Origin of the sequence: Lacrimispora sp. 38-1, from assembly GCF_049890855.1 — a bacterium.
GTDB lineage: Bacteria > Bacillota > Clostridia > Lachnospirales > Lachnospiraceae > Lacrimispora.
The window spans coordinates 1-20214 of the sequence record NZ_JBANEW010000073.1 but is presented as its reverse complement, the minus strand read 5'-3'; the positions used below and the strand labels follow the sequence as shown (position 1 = coordinate 20214).

Sequence of the window (20214 nt, the reverse complement as noted above, 5' to 3'; positions counted from 1 at the left end):
CCCCATAATAATTATTGGAACAGGCTGCTATCACTGCCTGTTTACTTCGGCGGCCTGGCAATCCTGACTGTTTGACCAGTTTTAGACCCATAGCTTTGCGTCCACCGCTTTCGCGGTGTTTGCTGTTATCGGTAAACCATAAATTAAATTTTATTTCACAACTTAAAAGCGGCGTAACTTTTTAGCATTGTCCGGAAGCTTGGGCTGATGAACAAAAAGCATACATGCTAAATTCATATTTAATGATGTAAAGCCCAGCGCAAGACTCGCCAATATTTTCACTAGTTTAAAAAATAAAAGTTCTATGATTTCTCCTCCTCTCTGTCTTTTCGTCTACTTTCAGTCTATATTTTATCAAAAAAAAATCTATAAAATAACTTAATGTAGTGAATGGTAGTTTCGGCTGATGTGAAATGTAATAAAAATCAGTTGTTTTTTCCTGTGGGTAATCCTTAAAATTTAATGTAGCAAAAATGACACAATTTGCTATAATAAGAGTGTAATCGACAATTATTTACATATTTATTAATTTTTTACAGAAAGGAGTATCTATGATTTATATTGCTATATGTGATGATGACAATGCCATATGCTCTCAGATGGAAAGCATTATATTGGATTATGCTTCCAGAAACTTTTTAAAAATTGATCTGAGCATATTTAACAGCGGCGAAAGTCTGATGAAATCGTTCAACCAGGAAAAAACCTTCGACTTGATTTTTCTGGATATTGAACTCGGAAGCATGAATGGTGTGGAAGCAGGCAGGCAGATTCGAAAAGTGCTGAAAAATTATAACACGGAAATCGTTTATATTTCAGGAAAAGATGCCTATGACAGACAGCTGTTTGATATTCAGCCGCTGCACTTCATACCCAAACCCATCAATCCCCTGATTGTCATCGAAGATTTAAAACTGGCTTTGGAACGGACACAGAGGCTGGGAGGATATTTCAGCTATCAAAAAGGTTATGATACTCACAAAATACCGATTAGTGAGATTATATATTTTGAAAGCTTAAACCGGGAAAACAGAATTGTGTTTACAACAGGAGAGGATTTTTTTTACGGTAAACTGGAGGATACTGCATTAAGTGTTACGAAATATCAGTTTATACAAATACATCGGTCCTATTTAATTAATTATAATCATATTGCAATTTTACGTTATACCGAAGTAGTGATGTCAAATGGTACAATACTTCCGATCAGCAGGTCAAAGCGTCATGAATTCCGGAAACTGCAGATCAGTGAAGAATAAGGGGGATACTTTATGAATATGGAAAGCTACAATGCGATCTATTGTCTGGGCAATCTGTTCATGACTTTTGTCATTTACAAATACATACATATTTTCTACTCAGACTGCAGGGTGAATTTCGGGCTGGAACGTTTGGCTTATCTCGGCTATTTTGTGTTGATCACATTAACATATATCTATTTGAAAATTCCTCTGACCAATATGGCAGTCAATCTTATAACGCTTTTCTTAATTGCAATTTTATATGAAGGCAAAATCAGTAAAGCGCTTCTTTCCATTACCATCATATATTTTTCATTGATGATCATTGAAACACTAGTTGCATTTTTAACCAGTATACTGGAGTTGAATCTCCTGTCTCCCTTTAAATATAAATCGGGATTCGGAATTGTGGCAATTAACATATTGTCTTTTTCTTACGTGCTGTTTGTACAGGGGTTTAAGAATGTGAAAACGAAATACCCTCTCCCAAATGTATACTGGTTAAGCTTAATAACAGTTCCTTTGGGTACGATTGTCATGCTTCTTACGGTTTTTACAAACAACTCTGTTTCCCGCACTATTATTTTTATTTGTATGGCAAGTGCATTTGCCATAAATATCGTTACCTTCTATCTGTATGATAAAATTTCCGACTTGTTGGTTGCACAGATGAACAGAAGAATTATAGAAGAACAGAATCGTTATTACGAAAATCAGGTGGAGATGATGGAATCGGCCTTAAAAAACATGAGAATGCTTCGCCATGATTTTAAGAACAAACTCTCTCCCCTGTGTGAACTGGCAAAATCCGGTAAAATAAGTGAATTAACCGAGCGCCTTTCTGAATTGACCGATATGTGCCGGATTACAAAAGAATATGCCGTTTCAGGAAACAGCACAATTGACAGTATCATTAATTTCAAATTACAGCAGGCTGAAAAAGAGAATATCAGAATCAGGACTGATATTCTTATTCCCGCTGATTTAACTGTGGAAACCTTCGATATGGCAGTGATTCTTGGAAACTTTCTGGATAACGCCTTAGAAGCAGTCGTCAAAACAGAGGACCGCTGGATTGATATAAAGATAAAATACACAAAGGGCCGCCTGATTATTGTAATAAGCAACTCCTTTGATGGACTGGTTAAAAAAATGCAGGACAGCTATATTACCCGGAAAGCTGATGAGAAGAACCATGGCTTAGGACTTAAAAGCGTTCAGAAAGCCATACAAAAATATGACGGCGCCATGCAGGTATTCCATGATGAAAAAAGCTTTCAGGTAAAGGTTTTAATGTACATGAAATTATATAACTGGGGAGGATGCCATGGAACACTTAGCAAATGCACTAACGGATAAGTTAGTAGACTGGGAAATAATAAACAGCGAGGACCGGGAATTATATGCTTATGGTTTCTGGCAGGGAGGTATCTATATTTTCAATTATGCCAGCGTATTTTTAATCGGACTGTTGTTTGGCATGGTGTGGCAGAGTCTTGTATTCATAATCTCCTACGGCCTGATCCGCCCGGTGGCAGGCGGCTATCACGCCCGCAGCCAAAGAAACTGCTACATAGTTTCGATGCTTCTTATTGTAATAGTACTTAGTATATTAAAGTGGTTTCAATGGAACAGCATTGTCTGCATTCTCATACTACTGCTGTCAGGAACGGTCATCTTTTTTCTTGCGCCTGTGGAGGATGAAAATAAGCCATTGGATGAAACGGAACAGATGGTTTACAGACACAGATCCCGTATTGTATTGTCTGTTCTTTCCGCGTTGACATTATGCTTCCTTGCAACCGGGCTGGCTCAGCTTGCAAACAATATTACTCTCTCTCTTTTGTCCGCAGCGGTTATGCTGATTCTTGGAGTAATAAAAAACAAAACAGCCGGCGAAAAAAACGAAATATAATAACTTATGAGGGGAATGGCTATCATCCATTCCCCTCATGATCTAACGAACATCTTTGCGGTTGGGCACATAATCCCCTGTTTCAAGAAAGAAGGTCAGCATACGCTCTTTCAGTCTAAATATTTCTTCCTTATAATCCCTGTCTTTGATTACATTATTCAACTCCATCGGATCTTTTTCAAGATCATAAAGTTCATCTGTCTCATACAAACGCCTGACGTATTTCAAATTCCCCATCCTTATCATAACTGCCTTTGTATGCTCTGCCCCCTCACTGCACTGCGTATCAAGTCGGGGCCAGTAAGGAGATAAAGGTCCGTGTCCCTTTTCCATGCAGTGCTCCTCCCCATGAAGCCTGCCTCCTTCACAGAATACCGCATCCTTATGAAATTCCAGGCCACTCACCGCAGACAGAAGTGATTTTCCAAATTGCTTATACGGCAGCCTGACTCCAGCCATATCTGCCACTGTTTCCGGAATATCCACCAGCTCTGCAAGTGCTTCCGATATACGGGGACTGCATTCATGATCCCGGGAAGGCTTTATTAAAAGCGGAACATTGCTGATGGGGTTCTCAAAACAATTCTGTACTTTTTCCGTTATGGTGTAATCTCCGGTGTAATCGCCGTGATCACTGAAAACAATGATATTGGTATCATCGTAAATCCCTGTTTCCTTCAGCTTATCTGAGATTAAACCATATTGATAATCAAATCGTGAAACCATAGCCAGATAGGTAGCTCTCAGTTCATCAAAACGCTCTTCGGACCAGCCGTTTAAGTTCTGTTTAGAATTAATCCCATAAAGCATGGACGGCTTATCTTTTAAATTTTCCACACAAGGTCTTCTTGGCGGCAGCTTTTTCCTGTCTATGCTGGAATACCATGGGTCCTCACACCCGTAAGGCGGATGGGGGAAGGTCAGCGTCACATACAGAAAGAATGGCGGGGAATCTGCTTCTTTGCTTCTTCTCTCCAGATAATCCAGTGCACTTTTCATACAGTTCCAGTCAAAACTCTCCTTCGCTTCTGCCTGATCAAGCTTTCCGGTATAGAAAGAATAATAATTATCATCCTCTTCCGGCCTGGCTTTGGGAATTTCACCCTTTCCTTTGAAACCAAAGGCATTGTTACTCTCCCCTTTTGTGTCCTCCATTACCACACCATTATAATATTCACTGCAATACTCTTCCTTGGAACGGTTTCCTGGTATTACATCGTTTCTGCCCACCCAGATCACTTCATAGCCCGCCTGCTTCATAACCTTTAAAATATTAGGTTCATCCGGATTCTGAAGGAAATGCATGGTGCGGTGTCCCGAAGTATGCGGATATAATCCCGTAAGGAAACTGCATCTGGAAGGAACACATACCGGATTCTGACAGTAGGCATTCCGAAATGAAACTCCCTCCTTTGTAAGCTTGTCAAGATTAGGAGTAATTGATGCCGGATTTCCTAAGTGACCTAATGAATCACTGCGCATCTGATCTGCTACAAACAGCAGTATATTGGATTTCTTTTCCACCGTGCCCCTCCTTTTCTATTTGTTTTAAGGTCAGGCTGTACCCTTTTCTTCCAGGACGGCCTGTTTATCAAGAACTTTAAAAAACGGAAGATAGATTATCATCTGAACTGCAATTAATACAATCTGCAAAACTGCTGTTTTCCATCCTCCTGCAATAAGACCGGCAAACACCACCGGAGTGCCAAGAGGAATGGTTGTACCATTAAGGGGAGGAATGATTCCAATCCTCATCATAAAATACGAAATAAGAAACGTGGTAATGGGTGTAATTATCAGTGGGATTATCATGATGGTATTTAATACCATTGGAAGACCAAATGTAATCGGCTCGTTAATGCCACAGGCTCCTGCCGGGAGTGCAAGTTTTCCAAGGGTTTTATACCGGGAGCTTTTTGCCATGAAAGCCATAATAATGCATAGTCCAAGAGTTCCGCCTGCTCCTCCCACAGAGGCGAAAATTAACCATGATGCATTTGTGATCAGATTGGGACCTGCCACGCCGTTTGCATATGCTTCCAGGTTTTCAAGCCCTGCTGCCGTATATAGAACATTGATAAAAGGCATAACAATCATACCGCCGTGGAGACCGAAAAACCACATGAGGGAGCCGACCAGAATAAACAGGATAAAGGTTGCAGGGCTGGCTCCAAGATTGGCCAGAGGCGCCTTCATCATTGTGTATACAAAACTATTCGCATCCCCGAAAGGTGTTAAGGAAAATAAAAACCGGATCAGACCGAAAATAAATGCGATACTAAAGGCCGGAATCAAAGCGCTGAAGGATTTTGCGATTGTGGGCGGAACCTGCTCCGGCATCTTTAAAACAATATTGTACTTAATAAATATCTGATAGATAAACGGTACAAGCAAACCGACAATCATGGCTGTAAATAAACCGGCAGCTCCCAGATACGTGGTAGGCATTGCCCCGGCGATCGATACAATTTCCTGACTTTTCTCCGCTTTACCTGAAACTCCAAGAGGAATTAAAACCAGGAATGAAAACAGACTCAGCGCCCCGACTATAGTGGAAACATTGTCATCAAAATCAAATTGCTCCGCCAACGCTTTTCCAATGAGAAAAACCGCGTATACTGCAAGCATATCCGTCGTCACCTTAGGTGCAAAACCAAATATTTCTTTTAAGTGAACAGCTTTAACAAAGCTCTGATAGGGCGCAATCTGCAGGTTGGCAAGAAGTGTAAAGATTGCACCTATCATTGTAATTGGCAAAAGCACAGAAAATCCATTGGAAATTGCTTTTAAAAACTTGTTTTTTGAAAGCTTTCCAGCCATGGGAACGAAATATTTCTCAATTAATCCAGTTAAATTATTCATATATCCCTCTCCTTTTAACATACATACCGTTTATCTGCTGCGCCCTGTTTCACCCCAAAAGTTTTAATGCATCCTCCAATACTTTTTCCCCATTCATCATTCCATAATCTTTCATATCAATAACTGACACTTTCATTCCCTTTGGCTGGAATTCTGCCTTGATTTCTTCGAAAAGATACCGCACCTGAGGCCCCAGAAGAAGAACCTGTGTCTCTCCCTTATATTTCCGGAACTTTGATTCAGGCATAGCAATGATCTCAACCTCCAGATTCTTACTTTCCGCCGCTTTTAGCATTCTCTGAGTCAGCATGGATGTGGACATTCCCGCCGCACAAATCAACGTAATGTTTATCATATTACCACTCCTTCCTTACCTGCCGCAGATATCTGATTTTTATAAAGCTTTACAAACTCCTTTGCAAGATCTCTTACGGTCATGGCATTCATTAAATGATCCTGTGCATGAACCATAATCAGGCTCATATCAAGATGTTCCCCTGAGGCCTCTGCCTGTAAAATCCCGGTTTGAAACTCGTGAGCTTTCTCAATTGCTTCATCTGCCTCTTTCATTAACTGTTCAGCCAGATCAGGCTTTCCCTCTCTTGCCGCAGCAATTGCCTGCATTGCGCAGCTCCTGGCATTACCGCCGTTTACAACCAGCTCCATCATGATTGTTTCAATAGTTAAGTCCATTTGTTATTCTCCCCCATTATCACTGTCTGATATTTTTGTCATCCATTAAAAGCTCGATCAGCGTATCAAAGGATGCTTCCTTAATAAGCCTTAACACTCCCCTCTGATTCAGCAGAAGATTCATAGTCAGCTGGTAAAAAGCCTGAAGCTGTTCCTGCTCCTCTTCACCGATAGAGACAAGAAAAACTGCCTGCACCTGGTTTGTGTTCCAAAGAATCGGTTTTCGTAAAATTCCCACGCAAACAAAACTTTCCTCAGTCAGCGTTTTATATGGGTGCGGGAACGCCGTAAGATTTCCAAAGTCTGTCTGGGCAAGTTTTTCCCGCTTTAAAACTGCTTCATAAAATCCTTTGGGCAATTCTCTTACCGTACTGATACGTCTGCATAACTCTCCAATTATCTCTTCTTTGCTTTCCCCCTGGATATCCGTAAAAAACAGACGCCTGTCGTAAAATTCATACAGAAAACTTTTATTCCCCATAAACAGGATTTTTTTAACTGCCAGAATTTCTCTGTCCCCGAGAAAATCTTTCACTGAAATAACTGGAACCGGAACAGAAATTTCCAGAGGAACTGTGGTGAAGATGTAATCCACTCTGCTTAAATCAAAATGATCCAGTTCATGTGTGTTACAGGTATAAACCTGATTTAAATAATTGCCGAACTCCTCTTTGTAGCGATAGGTTAACAGCTGGGCACTTCCCTTTCCTGATGCACATACAATCAGAATATTTTTCCTGCCGTTGTTTCCCTTCTCCTGCTCAAGGGCAAGTGCAAAGAGAAGCGCTATAAACCCCACCTCATCCTCTGACAGACTCTTGTGGTAATGTTCGTTAAGAACAATACAAGCCTGCCTGGCAATGGCATAGGCCAGAAAATAATTCTTTTTTGTTTCCTCCAGCAAAGGATTATCGATTCCCATATCGTACCGGATTCTGATGTCCAAAGGGACCATGTGCTGAGAAAGCGACAAAATTAACTCCTGGTTTTGTCTGAAGTCTATTTTAAAACTGTCATACACCGATTGCAGCATTTCCATAATCAGATCTATAAGCCGCCTGGGAATTTCCGGTTTAAGACTTTCACCGTCTTCTTCCCCAATACTTCTTTTTCCAGCCAGATGAATTGCCAGATATTTTATCTCAGGCTCTGAAAAAACGATCCCCAGACTGGCCTCCAGCCCCTTCGCCAGATCCTGTGCTATGACCATTTCTTTCTCGCCAAGGCTTATCTGAAAAAAATCGGTCTCCTTTGCAGTCATATAAAGCCCGGCTTTCATGCGCTTTGCTGCAATGTATATATGAATGATCAGATTTTGAAATAAAACCTCAGACAATTTGATGTTATGCTCTCTGATGCAGGTAAGAAGCGTGTCTCCGATGGACCTCATCTCATCTGTACTTCTGCGGCGGTGCCCCTGCAGAATAAAATCCGGCTTCATCAGATAATTGGAAATACACAGCCTCTTGTCAAATTCAGTCCCCTCTGCCCTGATGCCATAATGAGGTTTGCGCACCAGTCTGACACCGTATTTCAAAAGCATGTCCTCTGCCTTTTTTAAGTCCCCTGTCAGCACATTTCTTGATACAAACAAAAAGGAACTTAAATCATCCAGTTTTACATAGTCCCCGCTGTTAAGCAGACACGAAAGAAGATATAAAATCCGTTCCTGTGAAGATGTGGGCAATGCATTCCCGTCTGCTGACAGGGATTTGATAAGCTCCTGATATAGCGCTTTATCGGTTATGGATATGCGGTATCCATGCCCCTGTTTCGATATAATACGGGCGCCGCAGGGCAAAAGCTCTTTATCTAACTCCTTTACTCTGGTCCTGACTGTTTTTTCACTGATCCCCATCTGTTTCGCCAGTTCAGCTGCCGTGATGTACTCATTTCCGGTAAGTTTTGAGAACAAAAGCTGCTGCCTTCTTTCAATCAAGCTGCCACCTCCTTTCGGTAATTTCATTATAACATTGGGATAATGAAACTCAACCCGGTTATTTTCCGTATTCATTACGGTAATTTAGCAATCGACAATCTATTATACTCTACTTGCAGTCAATGTATTTACGTCATAAATATAGAATGCTATAATATCTATATTTACAGCATAATATTGGAGGGAAAACATTGAACACAAATTACTTGAAAACTGTCTTAAAGATAACAGGCTTATTAATTGTTTTGCAGTTACTTCGTATTGGAATCAGATACGTTTGCTTTCTTGTGATTGAAAGAACAGAATTATCCGACAGAATTATCTCATTGATTGCAATGGTACTAATTTCCTCATTTATCCTGCTGACAGCTAAATTAAAGGAAGTAAAACTTTCCGTCTTTCCTGCTCATTTTGGCGCAGGCTATCTTGTTTTCACGGTTGTTTATGCGGCTCTGCTGATTTCAACCCCCATACTTACACAAAGCACCAGTTTTACGGGAATTTTTTTATTGATTTATTCTGCAATCATCATACCTGCATTTGAAGAACTAATTTTTCGGGGATTTGTATGGAACGAGCTGAATAACATAAGTAAAAAAGAGTGGATCACATACCTCTTATCGACACTGCTGTTTGCAATCTGGCATCTTGGATATATTGATACAATCTCTTTTCGTGTGGAATCAGGACTGGCGACAGTTATGATATGGAAAGTAATTACGGGGTTCTGTTTTGGAATTGTCCTGGGAGCACTGCGCATTAAGACGAAAAACATTTTTTCCACCATACTTCTTCACGGAATACTTAATATTTTCGGCAGATGAAAAAATATTGGTTGACATTTTCCATATCTCTTCATATAATATAAAAATCTCTTTGCACTGCATTATATTCCAATGGAATTTGAGATCAACAGTACAAACTGAGCAGGCGATGCCCGAAGGGGCGTGGGGCTGGGCCGTCCAACGAACGGCAGCGGATTGCATCTTATGCACATCTGCGGGACAGTAGTATGTTCCGCCGGTGTGTTTTTTTATATTCACTTACGGAACAACGAACTCAAATGAAGTGCCATAGGAGAAATCATGACACCGCCGTAATGGCGAGAAACGGAGGATTTTTTTTATGACAGACACCCCAAATTACAACGGCCTATCCAGCGAGGAGGCCAGGCTAAGACAGCAGCAGTATGGTAAAAATGAGCTGACACCCCAGAAGAAGGAGAACTTTTTCATGAAAGTTCTTCACATCATCTGTGAACCCATGTTCCTTTTACTTATCATCGCAGCTGTCATTTATTTTATTCTGGGGGAACCCAGAGATGGTGCTATTATGCTTATTTTTGTGGTCGGCATAATCAGCATTGATGTAATTCAGGAATGGAAAACAGATAAAACCTTAAACGCCCTGAAAGACCTTTCTGCACCCACAATTCCGGTCATACGGGATGGGGCTGAAAAACTGATTGCCAGCGCAGACCTTGTGCCTGGTGATTTAATGATGATTTATGAAGGTGTGAAGATTCCGGCAGATGGTGTGGTGATCCGCTGTGCTGATTTATGTGTTGATGAATCCTCTCTGACCGGTGAAGCCGAAAGAGTCTGGAAAATACCTTCAGGAAATGAGAAACCTGCAAAGGACTATTGGCGAAAGGACTACTGCTATGCCGGTACACTGGTTATGCAGGGCACCGGAGCCATTAAAGTGGATAAGACCGGAGCACAGTCCGAATACGGCAAAATCGGTCTGGGAGTAGCCATAACTCCACAGGAAGATACCCCGCTGCAAAAGCAGACCGGAAAGCTGGTTAAAACCTGTGCCGTTATCGCCGGTGTTCTTTTTCTGCTGGTAGGCATCTTTACCTGGTTTAATATTCCTGATCACAGTTTCAGTGACAGGCTTATTGAAAGTATCCTTTCCGGCGTGACTCTGGCCATGGCTATGATTCCGGAGGAGTTTCCAGTTATCCTCACAGTTTTTCTCTCTATGGGGGCCTGGAGACTGGCAAAGAAGAATTCACTGGTGCGCAAGCTGCCCAGTGTGGAGACACTTGGTGCAGTATCAGTCCTGTGTGTGGATAAAACCGGCACTATCACCATGAATCAGATGACGGTTCAAAAAATATGGACGGTAAACCAATCGGAACTACAACTGATAGAAACAATGGGACTTGGCTGTGAAACAGATACCTATGATCCTATGGAAAAAGCCATGCTCAGCTATTGTGAGGAACATGGTGTCTCAAAAGAAAGCCTGTTTCATAATGAATTCGTAACAGAATACGCCTTTACCAATGAATTAAAAATGATGGGGCATGTCTGGCGCCGGGACGGACAGCTGGTCATCGCGGCAAAAGGCAGTCCTGAGCGGATCCTGACAATCTGTGAACTCACCGATGAAGAACGAACGATTGTTGAAAAACAGATCAACGACTTATCCAGCGAAGGACTGAGGGTTATAGGAATTGCAACTGCAAATCCTGAGAATGACGAAACGATTCCTGCTTCCATTACAAACTGCCGCCTGACTCTGCTCGGACTGGTGGGTCTTGCCGATCCTCCCCGGGAAAATGTGAAAAATGATATAGCCGTATGCAAAGAGGCCGCCATCCGTGTCGTCATGATCACTGGCGACAACGGTATTACAGCTTCCGCAATTGCCAGGAAAATCGGAATTCCCGGCAGCGACCGTATCATCACAGGAGAAATGCTGGAAGCCATGTCCGATACCCAGCTGCAGGAGGCCGTTAAAAATGTCTCCATTTTCTCCCGGGTTATTCCCGAGCATAAAATGCGGATTGTAAAAGCATTTAAGGAGAATGGGGATATTGTTGCCATGACCGGTGACGGAGTCAATGATGCTCCCGCCCTCAAATATGCCGACATCGGTATCGCTATGGGAAAACGCGGCAGCGAGGTGTCCAGAGAGGCCGCTGACCTCATCTTAATGGATGACAACTTCACCACCATCGTGGAAACGATCCGGGACGGACGCCGTATATATGACAACATCCGCAAAGCCGTGGGTTACGTGTTTACAATCCATATCCCCATTGCTTTCTCCTCCCTGCTCGGTCCGTTCCTTGGCATTGCCCCTGCAGCGCTTTTACTCCTGCCTCTTCATGTGGTGCTTTTGGAAGTGCTGATCGACCCCACCTGTTCCGTTGTGCTGGAACGCCAGCCTGCTGAAACCAATATTATGAAACGCAGCCCCCGCAATCCAAAAGAAAAACTGCTGACTGGAAAACTGCTTGCCAAAAGCATACTCCAGGGTCTGTTTGTATTTGCTGCTTCCTTTGGAGCATATTTCATCACTCTGGCCGGCAGTCCTGCTCATGCACCTGCTGCCCGTTCAATGGGGCTTGCCATAATCATGCTGGCAAATTTATTTCTTGTGCAGGTCAACAGTTCCGATTATAACAACGTCTTTTGTTCATTCAGACAGCTTTTAAATGACAAGGTCATGTGGGCTGTCAATGTGGGCACCATTGTACTGCTGGCTGTCATCCTTTATTCGCCTATTGCAGGACTTTTAAAACTGGCTCCTCTCTCTGCCTGGCAGATGTTAACTGCTCTTGGGCTGGCTGCCGCATCGGTTCTCTGGTATGAGTTGGTTAAACTGACCAAAGTAAATGAAAAAGCTGTTAAAACAGAAGAAACGTCCGCCAATCTGTAATCTTTAAATCAAACCAGTATTTAAAAACAGCCCGTTTCCAGATCAATGGGAACGGGCTGCAGTATAAAATATCATGCATCATTTTACGTGAACATTAACTACATCTCATGTATTATTTCTTTGCAGTGGCTGCTGCCTTTTTTGTTGCTGCTTTCTTTACTGCTGATTTGGCTGCCGTCTTTTTTACCTTTGCTGCTTTTTTATGTGTTTTTGCCTTACTGGTCTTTTTTGCTGCTTTTTTATGTTTTTTAACTGCAGATACCTTTTTAGCCTTTTTGACTTTTTTTGCTGTCGCTTTTTTTGCTGTCGCTTTTTTATCCGCTTTTACAGCTCCTGCTTTTGCTGAGCCGGCTTTTGCTGCTTCTGTTGCCTTTGCTGCTTCTGTTGTTTTTGCTGCTTCTGTTGCCTTTGCTGCTTCTGTTGTTTTTGCTGCCGTACCGGACTTGCTGTTCTGGGTTGTGGCTGCCTGGCTGGTTGCTGCTTTGGTCGGGTTTGCCGCCGCTGTCTGTGCTGCCTGGGCCGGAACGGTTACTGTTCCTGTAATAAGCATAGCTGTTGTCAAAAGAGAGGTAATTGATTTCATGGATTTTCTCATAATTGTTACTCCTTTCAATGGGGGAATTTGCTTTTCTTTTTGAAATATACTACCTTTCCCTGACGCATTTCAAAGGTGAAACTGTGGCAAAATTGTGGCAGCTCTATCAAATAGAAAAATAAAATGATAAAATAGGGGAAACAGCTGAGAGGAGGGGTTACAGATAAATGGAAAAGAAACGGATTTACCTTGCAGATGATGAACAGCCCATCAGGGATTTAATACAGCTTTTTCTGGCAGCTGAGGGGTTTGAGGTTCAGACATTTCCTGACGGCGATCGCTTATATGCCGCATTTGATAAAAATCCTTCCGATATGGTAATTCTTGATATCATGATGCCCGGCACGGACGGTCTGGTACTTTGCCGGGAGATCAGAAAGAGAAGCAATGCACTGATTGTAATCGTTTCTGCCAGAGACAGTGAAACCGACCGCATAGCCGGAATTACCTTAGGCTCTGATGACTACTTAACAAAACCATTTTCCCCAATGGAACTTGTAACAAGAGTAAAAGCATTATTTCGAAGAATGGAGTTAGACTTAGGCAGCTACAAGGGTGAAATCTATCTCTTTGGTAATATAAAAGCAGATGTGAATAAAAGAGAGTTCTCCGTTAACGGAAAGACACTTGATATCACCCCAACGGAATTTGCACTTATGGTCTATCTGCTGGAAAAAAAGGAACAGGCAGTGTCCAGGGAAGAGCTGTTAAAGCATGTATGGAAATTCGACTTTGATGCGGATACCAGAGCAACCGATGATGTGATTAAACGGCTTCGGAAAAAGCTGGCGGCAGCCGAAGCAGATGTGAAAATCCAGTCAGTCTGGGGCTTTGGTTTCCGACTGGAATTAGGAGATACCCATGAAGAGTATAAAAAATAAGATCCGGAAGCCATTTCTGATCCTGCTTATCGTAATCCCCCTTGCAACGCTTATATTATTCAACTTTTCCTTTCAGATCTACATCAACGCTACTGCAAAGAATGAATTAAAAGCCACAATCCGGGCAGTAGAAAAGGAAATAAAAAGTGAGTTGGAAACAGACGGAGGCCAGCCATCAGAAAAGAAAGCCTTAAATATGGCAAGAAACATCCTGATGGCCCTTAAATCCTCTCATTTCTCACAGGGGATGGATTTCTACCTTCTGGACCAGGATGCGTTGCCTGTATTTCCGGCACAAATAAAGCTTGCCCCTTCACAGATTGCATATTTAGATGTGATAAAGGTTAAGTTTCATCAGATGGAACAGGGAACCGTTTACACCATTCCTGTAAACGGCAAAAAATATTTTACCATTGCCTATTCCATGAACAATGACGATTTGAGCAATTTAACTGCCGTATTTGCTCTCCCAACAGACCATATGAAGAAATACCTGGGTGCGGTCAATCTTATCCTTTTTGCCATCATGCTTCTGGGTATCCTTATCGCCATCTATTTCTCGGAGAAAATAGCGGCACATATAACGGTTCCTGTCACCAGACTTGGTGTCTTGTCCCTGCAGATCGGACAGGGCAATTTCGATGTCAGCCATTTCACGATGCCCCAGGACACCCTGGAATTCAAACAGCTTTATGATAATATCTGCATCATGGTTGGAAGGCTTGAAACTTATGACAAAAATCAAAAGACATTTCTGCAAAATGCCTCTCATGAGCTTCGCACACCTCTTATGTCCATCCAGGGATATGCCGAAGGGATTGAAAGCGGTATATTTCCGGATGCAAAGGAAGCCGCACGGATCATCAAACGCGAGAGCATACGCCTCAATGAGCTGGTAAGCGAACTTCTTACACTCTCAAGATACGAAAGCGGCATGTACAAACCCCAATGGGAGGAAGTCAATCTCTGCCACTTATTAAAGGATTATTCCCAGCGTCTTATGGGGCTGGCGGCGAAATCAGATAAAAATTTAGAGCTGCTTCTGCCGGAATATGATGTAATGATTCAGACCGATGACATACTTCTATCCCAGACAGTTATAAATATCGTATCCAACTGTATGCGCTATGCCAGACAAAAAGTCACCATCGTCCTTGAAAAAAAAGGCGAAACTGTATTCTTAAGAATATCTGATGACGGAGACGGCATCCCTCAAAGTGACCACCCCTTTATCTTCGACCGTTTCTATAAAGGGAAAAACGGCAATTTCGGTTTGGGGCTTGCCATAGCAAAATCTGCAGCAGAACTGCTGAATGGCAGAATTGCTGCATATAACCAGGAACAGGGCGCTGTATTTGAGATTTCCTTTTAACAAACGCGGATTATTTCCTGCCATCAAATTTTTCAATGGGCTCCGGTCCTCTGACTACGGTACGGAGGACTTTCAGCCCTCCCTCTTCATCGGCTGCGATTCTCCAGTCAACCAGCAAAATCTCCCCGTTAATTATCTCAATTCCCGATATTCCCCTGGTCCGGGTACAGCATCCGGTATTAAAATACGGAAGGTCATCTGCTTTTGGAAATTTCGGCCTGTGGGTATGTCCGCAAATCAGCATGATCTTATGCTTATCAATCCATTCATCATATATCCGCTCTATTTTATGCCTTTTAAATAAATTGCGGGCAGGGCTTGTGGGATTGTCAAAACCTACAAGATGGAGATATCTCCAAAAATACCGAAGCAGAATCATGGACAGAAACCATAGCTGATCATTCATAATGTCTCCCTGATGCCCATGAATTACAAAGATCTTCTGTCTGTTATCTTTATAGTTAAGAACCAATGCCTCCTTTGGCTTTAATCCCTTAAATAAATCTACGGTTTTTTGATTATATAAATCATAATATTGATAATAATTAGATTTTACGAAATGTTTGGATTTTAAATATATATTATGGTTCCCATACAGCATGATGAACCGGCCGGAATCATAAAACTTTTTCATTACAGTAAACACATCGGTATGTGCCAGCCGGATCACACCGAATTTTTTATATTCCCATAGTTCATCGCCATCGCCAACCTCTACATATACATAATTTTCTTTATAATAATAATTTAATGCATGTAAAAAGATGTTCTGGTTCCGGATAAATTCATCTGAAACACTGTCATCACCACGGTGGCAGTCACTAAAGAATATATATTTTGAATTTTTATCAAATGTTCTGTTTTCAGCATGTTTAAATGCTTTTGTCAGTCTTTTATTTGCTTTCATCTTTGCTCCATTTTCACTTTTTTTATTAGTATTTAACTTATTTAATGTTTTATACTGATTCCATTGGATAAAAGGAATATGCCAGAACACGTAAATAATCAGAACAAATCTGATATTGACGAATTTATGGCGGCAAGTTAATATAGAAATGCAAATAAGGAAAGGGGGTAGTCATCTTGGGGCGGCCTTACACTGAGGAAGAACGGGAAGAATTAAAAAATAAAATAAAGGAAATCGCTTATCTCATGTTTATGGAGAAAGGGTTTAAAAACTGCAAAATACAGGAGATAACCAAAAAGGCCGGTATTTCCATGGGGGGCTTTTATACCTTCTACAAAGACAAAGAAGCACTTTACGAAGAAATCCTGCGAGATGAAAAAAACAGAATAAGGCAGAAAATTCTGACAATCATCGATGAGGAAAATCAGACACCTCAGGGATTTTTTTCCGATCTGGCAAATGTGTTTCTGGAAAAAACCTCAACAAACAAATTTTATGCCAGTGAATACGGCGGTCTTTTAGAATCACTGGTCTGGAATAATGATACATCTGCATTACAGGATAATTTAGACTTTATCAGTAAGCTTAAGAATATCTGGGCAGGTAAGGGGATTTCCCTGTCAGCTTCCGATGAAGAAATCGCTTCTGCAGTTGCTGCACTGGCTGTTTTATGCATGCAGAAAGAAATGATTGGTGAGGGCTTTTCTTTCTGGTATGAAAAAATACAAAAATTAATTCTAGAGACTATCTGATATTTTTTATCAAAGCTATGAATATTATTTGTTATTTTCACAGGTCAGTGTTATAATCGAAAAAGGAGGTGCTTGAACTATGAATTATGTTATGAAATTTAGTGAAATAAGAAAAGAAGATATCTCTGCTGCAGGCGGCAAGGGTGCGAATCTCGGTGAACTGTTTAATGCCGGTTTTCCGGTTCCCAATGGTTTCTGCATTACCAGCCGTGCTTTTGATGATTACATGAAACGGAATGGGTTTGATACTCCTTCATCAAAAAACAACCTTACCAGCGAAAACATAGCAAAAGGGCAGCTCTGGAAGGAACTGGAGGATGAAATCGCAGAATATTATCATGCACTGGCCCCCGATTTAAAGGTTGCGGTACGTTCCTCTGCCACAGCCGAAGATCTGCCGGAAGCGAGTTTTGCCGGGCAGCAGGAAACTTATCTCAACATACAGGGGCTGGAACAGCTTTATCTGTCCGTTAAAAAATGTTTTGCTTCACTATTTTCATCACGGGCGGCCGCGTATCGAAAGCAGACGAACTTTGATACCATAAAGATCTCGTTATCAGTTGTGGTCCAGTGCATGGTGAACAGTGAAATATCCGGAGTTCTTTTCACAGTGGATCCTGTTAGTAAAAATAAAAGCCGAATGATGCTCAATGCCTCATGGGGGCTGGGCGAATCCATTGTTTCAGGGAAAGTAACTCCCGATATCTATATATACGACAGAGACCACCGGCAGATAATTGAAAAGCGTTTAGGTGATAAAAAGATTTTGATCTGCTACAGCGCAGACGGAACCGAAGAAAAAGAAACATCCTCACAGCTAAGAAGTGAATTTAGTTTAACTGAGAAACAGGCAATAGAAATATTTGAACTGGGCAGAAAAACAGAACAGCACTTTCAGTGCCCCCAGGATCTGGAATGGGCCATCTCCCAAAACAGGCTGTATTTACTGCAGGCACGCCCAATCACCACTTTGAACGTAAAAAATAACAGCGAGATCCAGCTTACAAAATCCCAGAGAGCGGTATTAAACAACTGGATTGAGCACTGCCCCACCCCGCTTTATCCCCTTGATGTGGCACCATGCCTGTTAGTGGATGAAGCAAAAAACAAAGTGTTTCATGAGCTTGGCATCTTTGTGGAAAGCGAACTGACCATGGCTGATAACGGATTGCTTTCACTATCTGCCGGAAAAATACATATCTCACCTAAGATATTTAATATTCCCTTCCTGCTGAGAAGTTTTACCGACTATTCCATCAATTCAGCCAGGACAAACGATTCTTTTCATACCATAAGGAAGGAATTGACCACCATAGAGAAAACGGACCCTTCTTCATTAGCTTCCAAAGCATTGATCCGGCAGATCATGGAACTCATGGAACTGTCTGAGGAGCTTGCTTACACAAGATTCCGATACAATATCTTTCCGTCTGTCGCTGTCTCAAAACTCATTCATCATGACCTGAAAAAAATAGATAAAAATATGAACGAATATGATTTGCTGAGTAATCTTTCCTATAAAACCTGGAATTTAAACATTGAGTTAAAAAAACTATCCGGTTACATCCACAGCAGCCCTGAACTGGAGCAGTTATTTATGGAGCTGGACAGAACCAATCCCCGTGCCATGTCGGAATTTCTTTCTAATCAGCCTTATTTTAAGGCAAAACTACAAAATTTCTTAAATGAATTCGGCTGGAAATCAAACAGCAGTTACTGCGCCTTCGGCTCCGTTTCATGGTTTGAAAATCCGGATTCCCTGTTTTCAATGCTGAAAGTGCTGCAAAACTCCGGAAGAAACGAGGAAGCATCAGACAAGTTTCAAAACATTATGACAAAGATTACAAAGCAATTTGATAAAAAGAAAGCCAGACGGTTGAAAACAAAAATTGAAGAAATACGCGCATATCATGTGAACCGGGAAGAAAGCCTTTATATGATAGAAATGTGCTACGGTCTTGCCCGCAGGGCTGCATTTGAGCTGGCGAACCGTTTTCCCCAGCTGTTTAAACAGGCTGACGATATCCGGTATCTCACCCTAAACGAGGTATATGAATTACCGGACAACATAACGGACCTGAAAGAATTGATTTCTGTAAGAAAATTCAACCGGCAGAAAAACGAAGTGCTTTGGTCTGGGTTTTCAATCGGCACAAAAACAGGCACTCAGAATATCCTGACCGGTGTTTCCGGAAACGGCGGACGGTGCCGGGGCCGGGTACGGAAAATACTGACTCAGCAGGCATTTGATAAAATGCAGCCCGGTGACATATTGCTCTGCCGCTATACAGATCCCTCCTGGACGCCCCTGTTTGTTCTTGCTTCGGCGGTTATATCGGATACAGGCGGCCCTCTGTCTCATAGTGCAATTGTTGCCAGAGAATATAACATTCCTGCAGTTCTGGGAATTGGAAATGCCACAGATCTGTTAGAGGATGGAGATGAGGTGTTTGTTGACGGCAGTTCCGGCAAGGTAATTATATTAAAGTAATTTCAGGGCAGGCTCTGTTGAAAAAGGAGACTGCCTTTCCGTTTATCTCCTGCAGTTTCACCATTTGCTCATACATATTACCGTTTCTGACATATTCCAAATCCAATTGCTTTCTTCGGGCATCCATCCACGCATTCCAGACAGTTAATACATTCCGTACTATCCACACTTCCAGATTTAACCATATCAGCTACATTCAACCCCATTGGACAGATTCTGCTGCATTTGCCACAGGAAACACAGACATCAGGGTTTGCTTTCAGCCTGAATCTTGGTATATGAAGAAAATCTGCAATTGATTCACCAATTACCATAAACGGAGCCATCCAACAGAGGCTGTGGCACATTCCGCGTCTGCCGGTCACTAGCGTGAACAAATATATGATAGACATTACAATTACATAGATAATCAGATAAAATTTGTTAATGCCCATAAAATGCAGAAAATCTCCTTTTATCGGCCGGTTATGTATCCATAGAAAAACGATGAAAGAAAACCACACCACCCAGATCACATATTTGGACCGATTTTTCCACTTACTGTTCCAGTGGCGGTTGTTTGCAGCAGAAATGTAATCCTGTACAGCACCTCCCGGACAAAGCCAGCCACAGAAAAGACGGCTACCGACGACAGAAAACATCAGGAAAAGTCCAAAAATCATTGCGCTTCCATTTAAAACACCTTCTGCTGCGGATAAAACAATTATAAAAGGTGATAAAAGTAAGAATGTCATCGGAAACATCAGAGCGGAATAAACTAATATACCCTTGCGAACTCGTTGTCTCATTATGATGTACTCCTTTTTTAATTATTGGTATTATTCTTATTTATTTAATATATTTTTATGATATAACATTATGATATGTTAGTCAATAAAAGTTTTTCAGAGT

At 41.7% G+C, this 20214-nt stretch carries 18 protein-coding genes and 2 riboswitches; of the genes, 9 read left to right on the top strand and 9 right to left on the bottom strand.

The features are described from left to right. Positions 1-45: 45 nt before the first annotated feature. Positions 46-134, bottom strand: a riboswitch (cyclic di-GMP riboswitch). A 28-nt stretch (positions 135-162) separates the two neighbouring features. Next, complete coding sequence (locus tag V7D18_RS21075) at positions 163-282, bottom strand: cyclic lactone autoinducer peptide (protein WP_314459683.1); 120 nt, start codon at positions 280-282, stop codon at positions 163-165. A gap of 269 nt (positions 283-551) precedes the next feature. Between V7D18_RS21075 and V7D18_RS21070 the strand changes: the two genes are divergently transcribed. Genes V7D18_RS21070 through V7D18_RS21060 form a run of 3 tightly spaced genes read left to right on the top strand, consistent with a single transcriptional unit; the run spans position 552 to position 3156 of the window. Continuing rightward, the gene (locus V7D18_RS21070; RefSeq protein ID WP_426157211.1) at positions 552-1259 is read left to right on the top strand and encodes a LytR/AlgR family response regulator transcription factor; all 708 of its coding nucleotides are present in this window, start codon (positions 552-554) and stop codon (positions 1257-1259) included. 12 nt (positions 1260-1271) lie between these two features. Then, the gene (locus tag V7D18_RS21065; protein ID WP_426157209.1) at positions 1272-2600 is read left to right on the top strand and encodes a sensor histidine kinase; all 1329 of its coding nucleotides are present in this window, start codon (positions 1272-1274) and stop codon (positions 2598-2600) included. Next, complete coding sequence (locus V7D18_RS21060; RefSeq protein WP_426157207.1) at positions 2569-3156, top strand: accessory gene regulator ArgB-like protein; 588 nt, start codon at positions 2569-2571, stop codon at positions 3154-3156. The genes V7D18_RS21065 and V7D18_RS21060 overlap by 32 nt, the downstream gene beginning before the upstream one ends. 42 nt (positions 3157-3198) lie before the next feature. Here V7D18_RS21060 and V7D18_RS21055 read toward each other — a convergent pair whose 3' ends face one another. From V7D18_RS21055 to V7D18_RS21035, 5 genes are read right to left on the bottom strand one after another with little or no spacing between them, the layout of a single operon-like run. Beyond that, on the bottom strand, positions 3199-4680 hold the full coding sequence (locus V7D18_RS21055; protein WP_426157205.1) for a sulfatase-like hydrolase/transferase: 1482 nt from the start codon (positions 4678-4680) through the stop codon (positions 3199-3201). Between the two features lie 30 nt (positions 4681-4710). After that, the gene (locus V7D18_RS21050) at positions 4711-6018 is read right to left on the bottom strand and encodes a PTS sugar transporter subunit IIC (RefSeq protein WP_426157203.1); all 1308 of its coding nucleotides are present in this window, start codon (positions 6016-6018) and stop codon (positions 4711-4713) included. 49 nt (positions 6019-6067) lie between these two features. Continuing rightward, positions 6068-6373, bottom strand: coding sequence for a PTS sugar transporter subunit IIB (locus V7D18_RS21045; protein WP_426157201.1), 306 nt, complete (start codon positions 6371-6373; stop codon positions 6068-6070). After that, positions 6370-6711, bottom strand: coding sequence for a PTS lactose/cellobiose transporter subunit IIA (locus V7D18_RS21040; RefSeq protein WP_426157199.1), 342 nt, complete (start codon positions 6709-6711; stop codon positions 6370-6372). Before V7D18_RS21040 ends, V7D18_RS21045 begins: the two co-directional genes overlap by 4 nt. 19 nt (positions 6712-6730) lie before the next feature. Further along, positions 6731-8650, bottom strand: coding sequence for a BglG family transcription antiterminator (locus V7D18_RS21035; RefSeq protein WP_426157197.1), 1920 nt, complete (start codon positions 8648-8650; stop codon positions 6731-6733). A 191-nt stretch (positions 8651-8841) separates the two neighbouring features. On the opposite strand from V7D18_RS21035, the gene V7D18_RS21030 reads away from it, so the two are divergent. Continuing rightward, positions 8842-9474, top strand: coding sequence for a CPBP family intramembrane glutamic endopeptidase (locus V7D18_RS21030; protein ID WP_426157195.1), 633 nt, complete (start codon positions 8842-8844; stop codon positions 9472-9474). A gap of 88 nt (positions 9475-9562) precedes the next feature. Beyond that, a riboswitch (NiCo riboswitch) is annotated at positions 9563-9660 on the top strand. A 115-nt stretch (positions 9661-9775) separates the two neighbouring features. After that, the gene (locus V7D18_RS21025; protein WP_426157193.1) at positions 9776-12325 is read left to right on the top strand and encodes a cation-translocating P-type ATPase; all 2550 of its coding nucleotides are present in this window, start codon (positions 9776-9778) and stop codon (positions 12323-12325) included. A 112-nt stretch (positions 12326-12437) separates the two neighbouring features. Here V7D18_RS21025 and V7D18_RS21020 read toward each other — a convergent pair whose 3' ends face one another. After that, complete coding sequence (locus V7D18_RS21020) at positions 12438-12920, bottom strand: hypothetical protein (RefSeq protein WP_426157191.1); 483 nt, start codon at positions 12918-12920, stop codon at positions 12438-12440. 167 nt (positions 12921-13087) lie between these two features. Between V7D18_RS21020 and V7D18_RS21015 the strand changes: the two genes are divergently transcribed. Both V7D18_RS21015 and V7D18_RS21010 read left to right on the top strand, forming a co-directional pair. After that, the gene (locus V7D18_RS21015) at positions 13088-13801 is read left to right on the top strand and encodes a response regulator transcription factor (RefSeq protein WP_426157189.1); all 714 of its coding nucleotides are present in this window, start codon (positions 13088-13090) and stop codon (positions 13799-13801) included. Then, the gene (locus tag V7D18_RS21010) at positions 13782-15173 is read left to right on the top strand and encodes a sensor histidine kinase (RefSeq protein ID WP_426157187.1); all 1392 of its coding nucleotides are present in this window, start codon (positions 13782-13784) and stop codon (positions 15171-15173) included. Before V7D18_RS21015 ends, V7D18_RS21010 begins: the two co-directional genes overlap by 20 nt. A 10-nt stretch (positions 15174-15183) precedes the next feature. On the opposite strand, the gene V7D18_RS21005 is transcribed toward V7D18_RS21010, so the two are convergent. Further along, positions 15184-16080, bottom strand: coding sequence for a metallophosphoesterase (locus V7D18_RS21005; protein WP_426157185.1), 897 nt, complete (start codon positions 16078-16080; stop codon positions 15184-15186). 176 nt (positions 16081-16256) lie between these two features. Between V7D18_RS21005 and V7D18_RS21000 the strand changes: the two genes are divergently transcribed. Together V7D18_RS21000 and V7D18_RS20995 are read left to right on the top strand one after the other, a co-directional pair. Beyond that, entirely contained in the window at positions 16257-16832 is a 576-nt protein-coding gene (locus tag V7D18_RS21000; RefSeq protein WP_426157183.1) for a TetR/AcrR family transcriptional regulator, read from the top strand. Between the two features lie 79 nt (positions 16833-16911). Continuing rightward, the gene (locus V7D18_RS20995) at positions 16912-19323 is read left to right on the top strand and encodes a PEP/pyruvate-binding domain-containing protein (protein WP_426157181.1); all 2412 of its coding nucleotides are present in this window, start codon (positions 16912-16914) and stop codon (positions 19321-19323) included. A 77-nt stretch (positions 19324-19400) separates the two neighbouring features. Here the strand turns inward: V7D18_RS20995 and V7D18_RS20990 are convergent, their stop codons facing one another. Further along, the gene (locus V7D18_RS20990) at positions 19401-20111 is read right to left on the bottom strand and encodes a 4Fe-4S binding protein (RefSeq protein WP_426157179.1); all 711 of its coding nucleotides are present in this window, start codon (positions 20109-20111) and stop codon (positions 19401-19403) included. Positions 20112-20214 lie beyond the last annotated feature (103 nt).

Excerpts from the sequence above, each read along its gene's own strand:
- V7D18_RS21070 (WP_426157211.1), top strand. The coding sequence starts at position 552 with ATGATTTATATTGCTATATGTGATGATGACAATGCCATATGCTCTCAG.
- V7D18_RS21065 (WP_426157209.1), top strand. The coding sequence starts at position 1,272 with ATGAATATGGAAAGCTACAATGCGATCTATTGTCTGGGCAATCTGTTC.
- V7D18_RS21060 (WP_426157207.1), top strand. The coding sequence starts at position 2,569 with ATGGAACACTTAGCAAATGCACTAACGGATAAGTTAGTAGACTGGGAA.
- V7D18_RS21050 (WP_426157203.1), bottom strand. The coding sequence starts at position 6,018 with ATGAATAATTTAACTGGATTAATTGAGAAATATTTCGTTCCCATGGCT.
- V7D18_RS21045 (WP_426157201.1), bottom strand. The coding sequence starts at position 6,373 with ATGATAAACATTACGTTGATTTGTGCGGCGGGAATGTCCACATCCATG.
- V7D18_RS21040 (WP_426157199.1), bottom strand. The coding sequence starts at position 6,711 with ATGGACTTAACTATTGAAACAATCATGATGGAGCTGGTTGTAAACGGC.
- V7D18_RS21025 (WP_426157193.1), top strand. The coding sequence starts at position 9,776 with ATGACAGACACCCCAAATTACAACGGCCTATCCAGCGAGGAGGCCAGG.
- V7D18_RS21020 (WP_426157191.1), bottom strand. The coding sequence starts at position 12,920 with ATGAGAAAATCCATGAAATCAATTACCTCTCTTTTGACAACAGCTATG.
- V7D18_RS21015 (WP_426157189.1), top strand. The coding sequence starts at position 13,088 with ATGGAAAAGAAACGGATTTACCTTGCAGATGATGAACAGCCCATCAGG.
- V7D18_RS21010 (WP_426157187.1), top strand. The coding sequence starts at position 13,782 with ATGAAGAGTATAAAAAATAAGATCCGGAAGCCATTTCTGATCCTGCTT.
- V7D18_RS21005 (WP_426157185.1), bottom strand. The coding sequence starts at position 16,080 with ATGAAAGCAAATAAAAGACTGACAAAAGCATTTAAACATGCTGAAAAC.
- V7D18_RS20995 (WP_426157181.1), top strand. The coding sequence starts at position 16,912 with ATGAATTATGTTATGAAATTTAGTGAAATAAGAAAAGAAGATATCTCT.
- V7D18_RS20990 (WP_426157179.1), bottom strand. The coding sequence starts at position 20,111 with ATGAGACAACGAGTTCGCAAGGGTATATTAGTTTATTCCGCTCTGATG.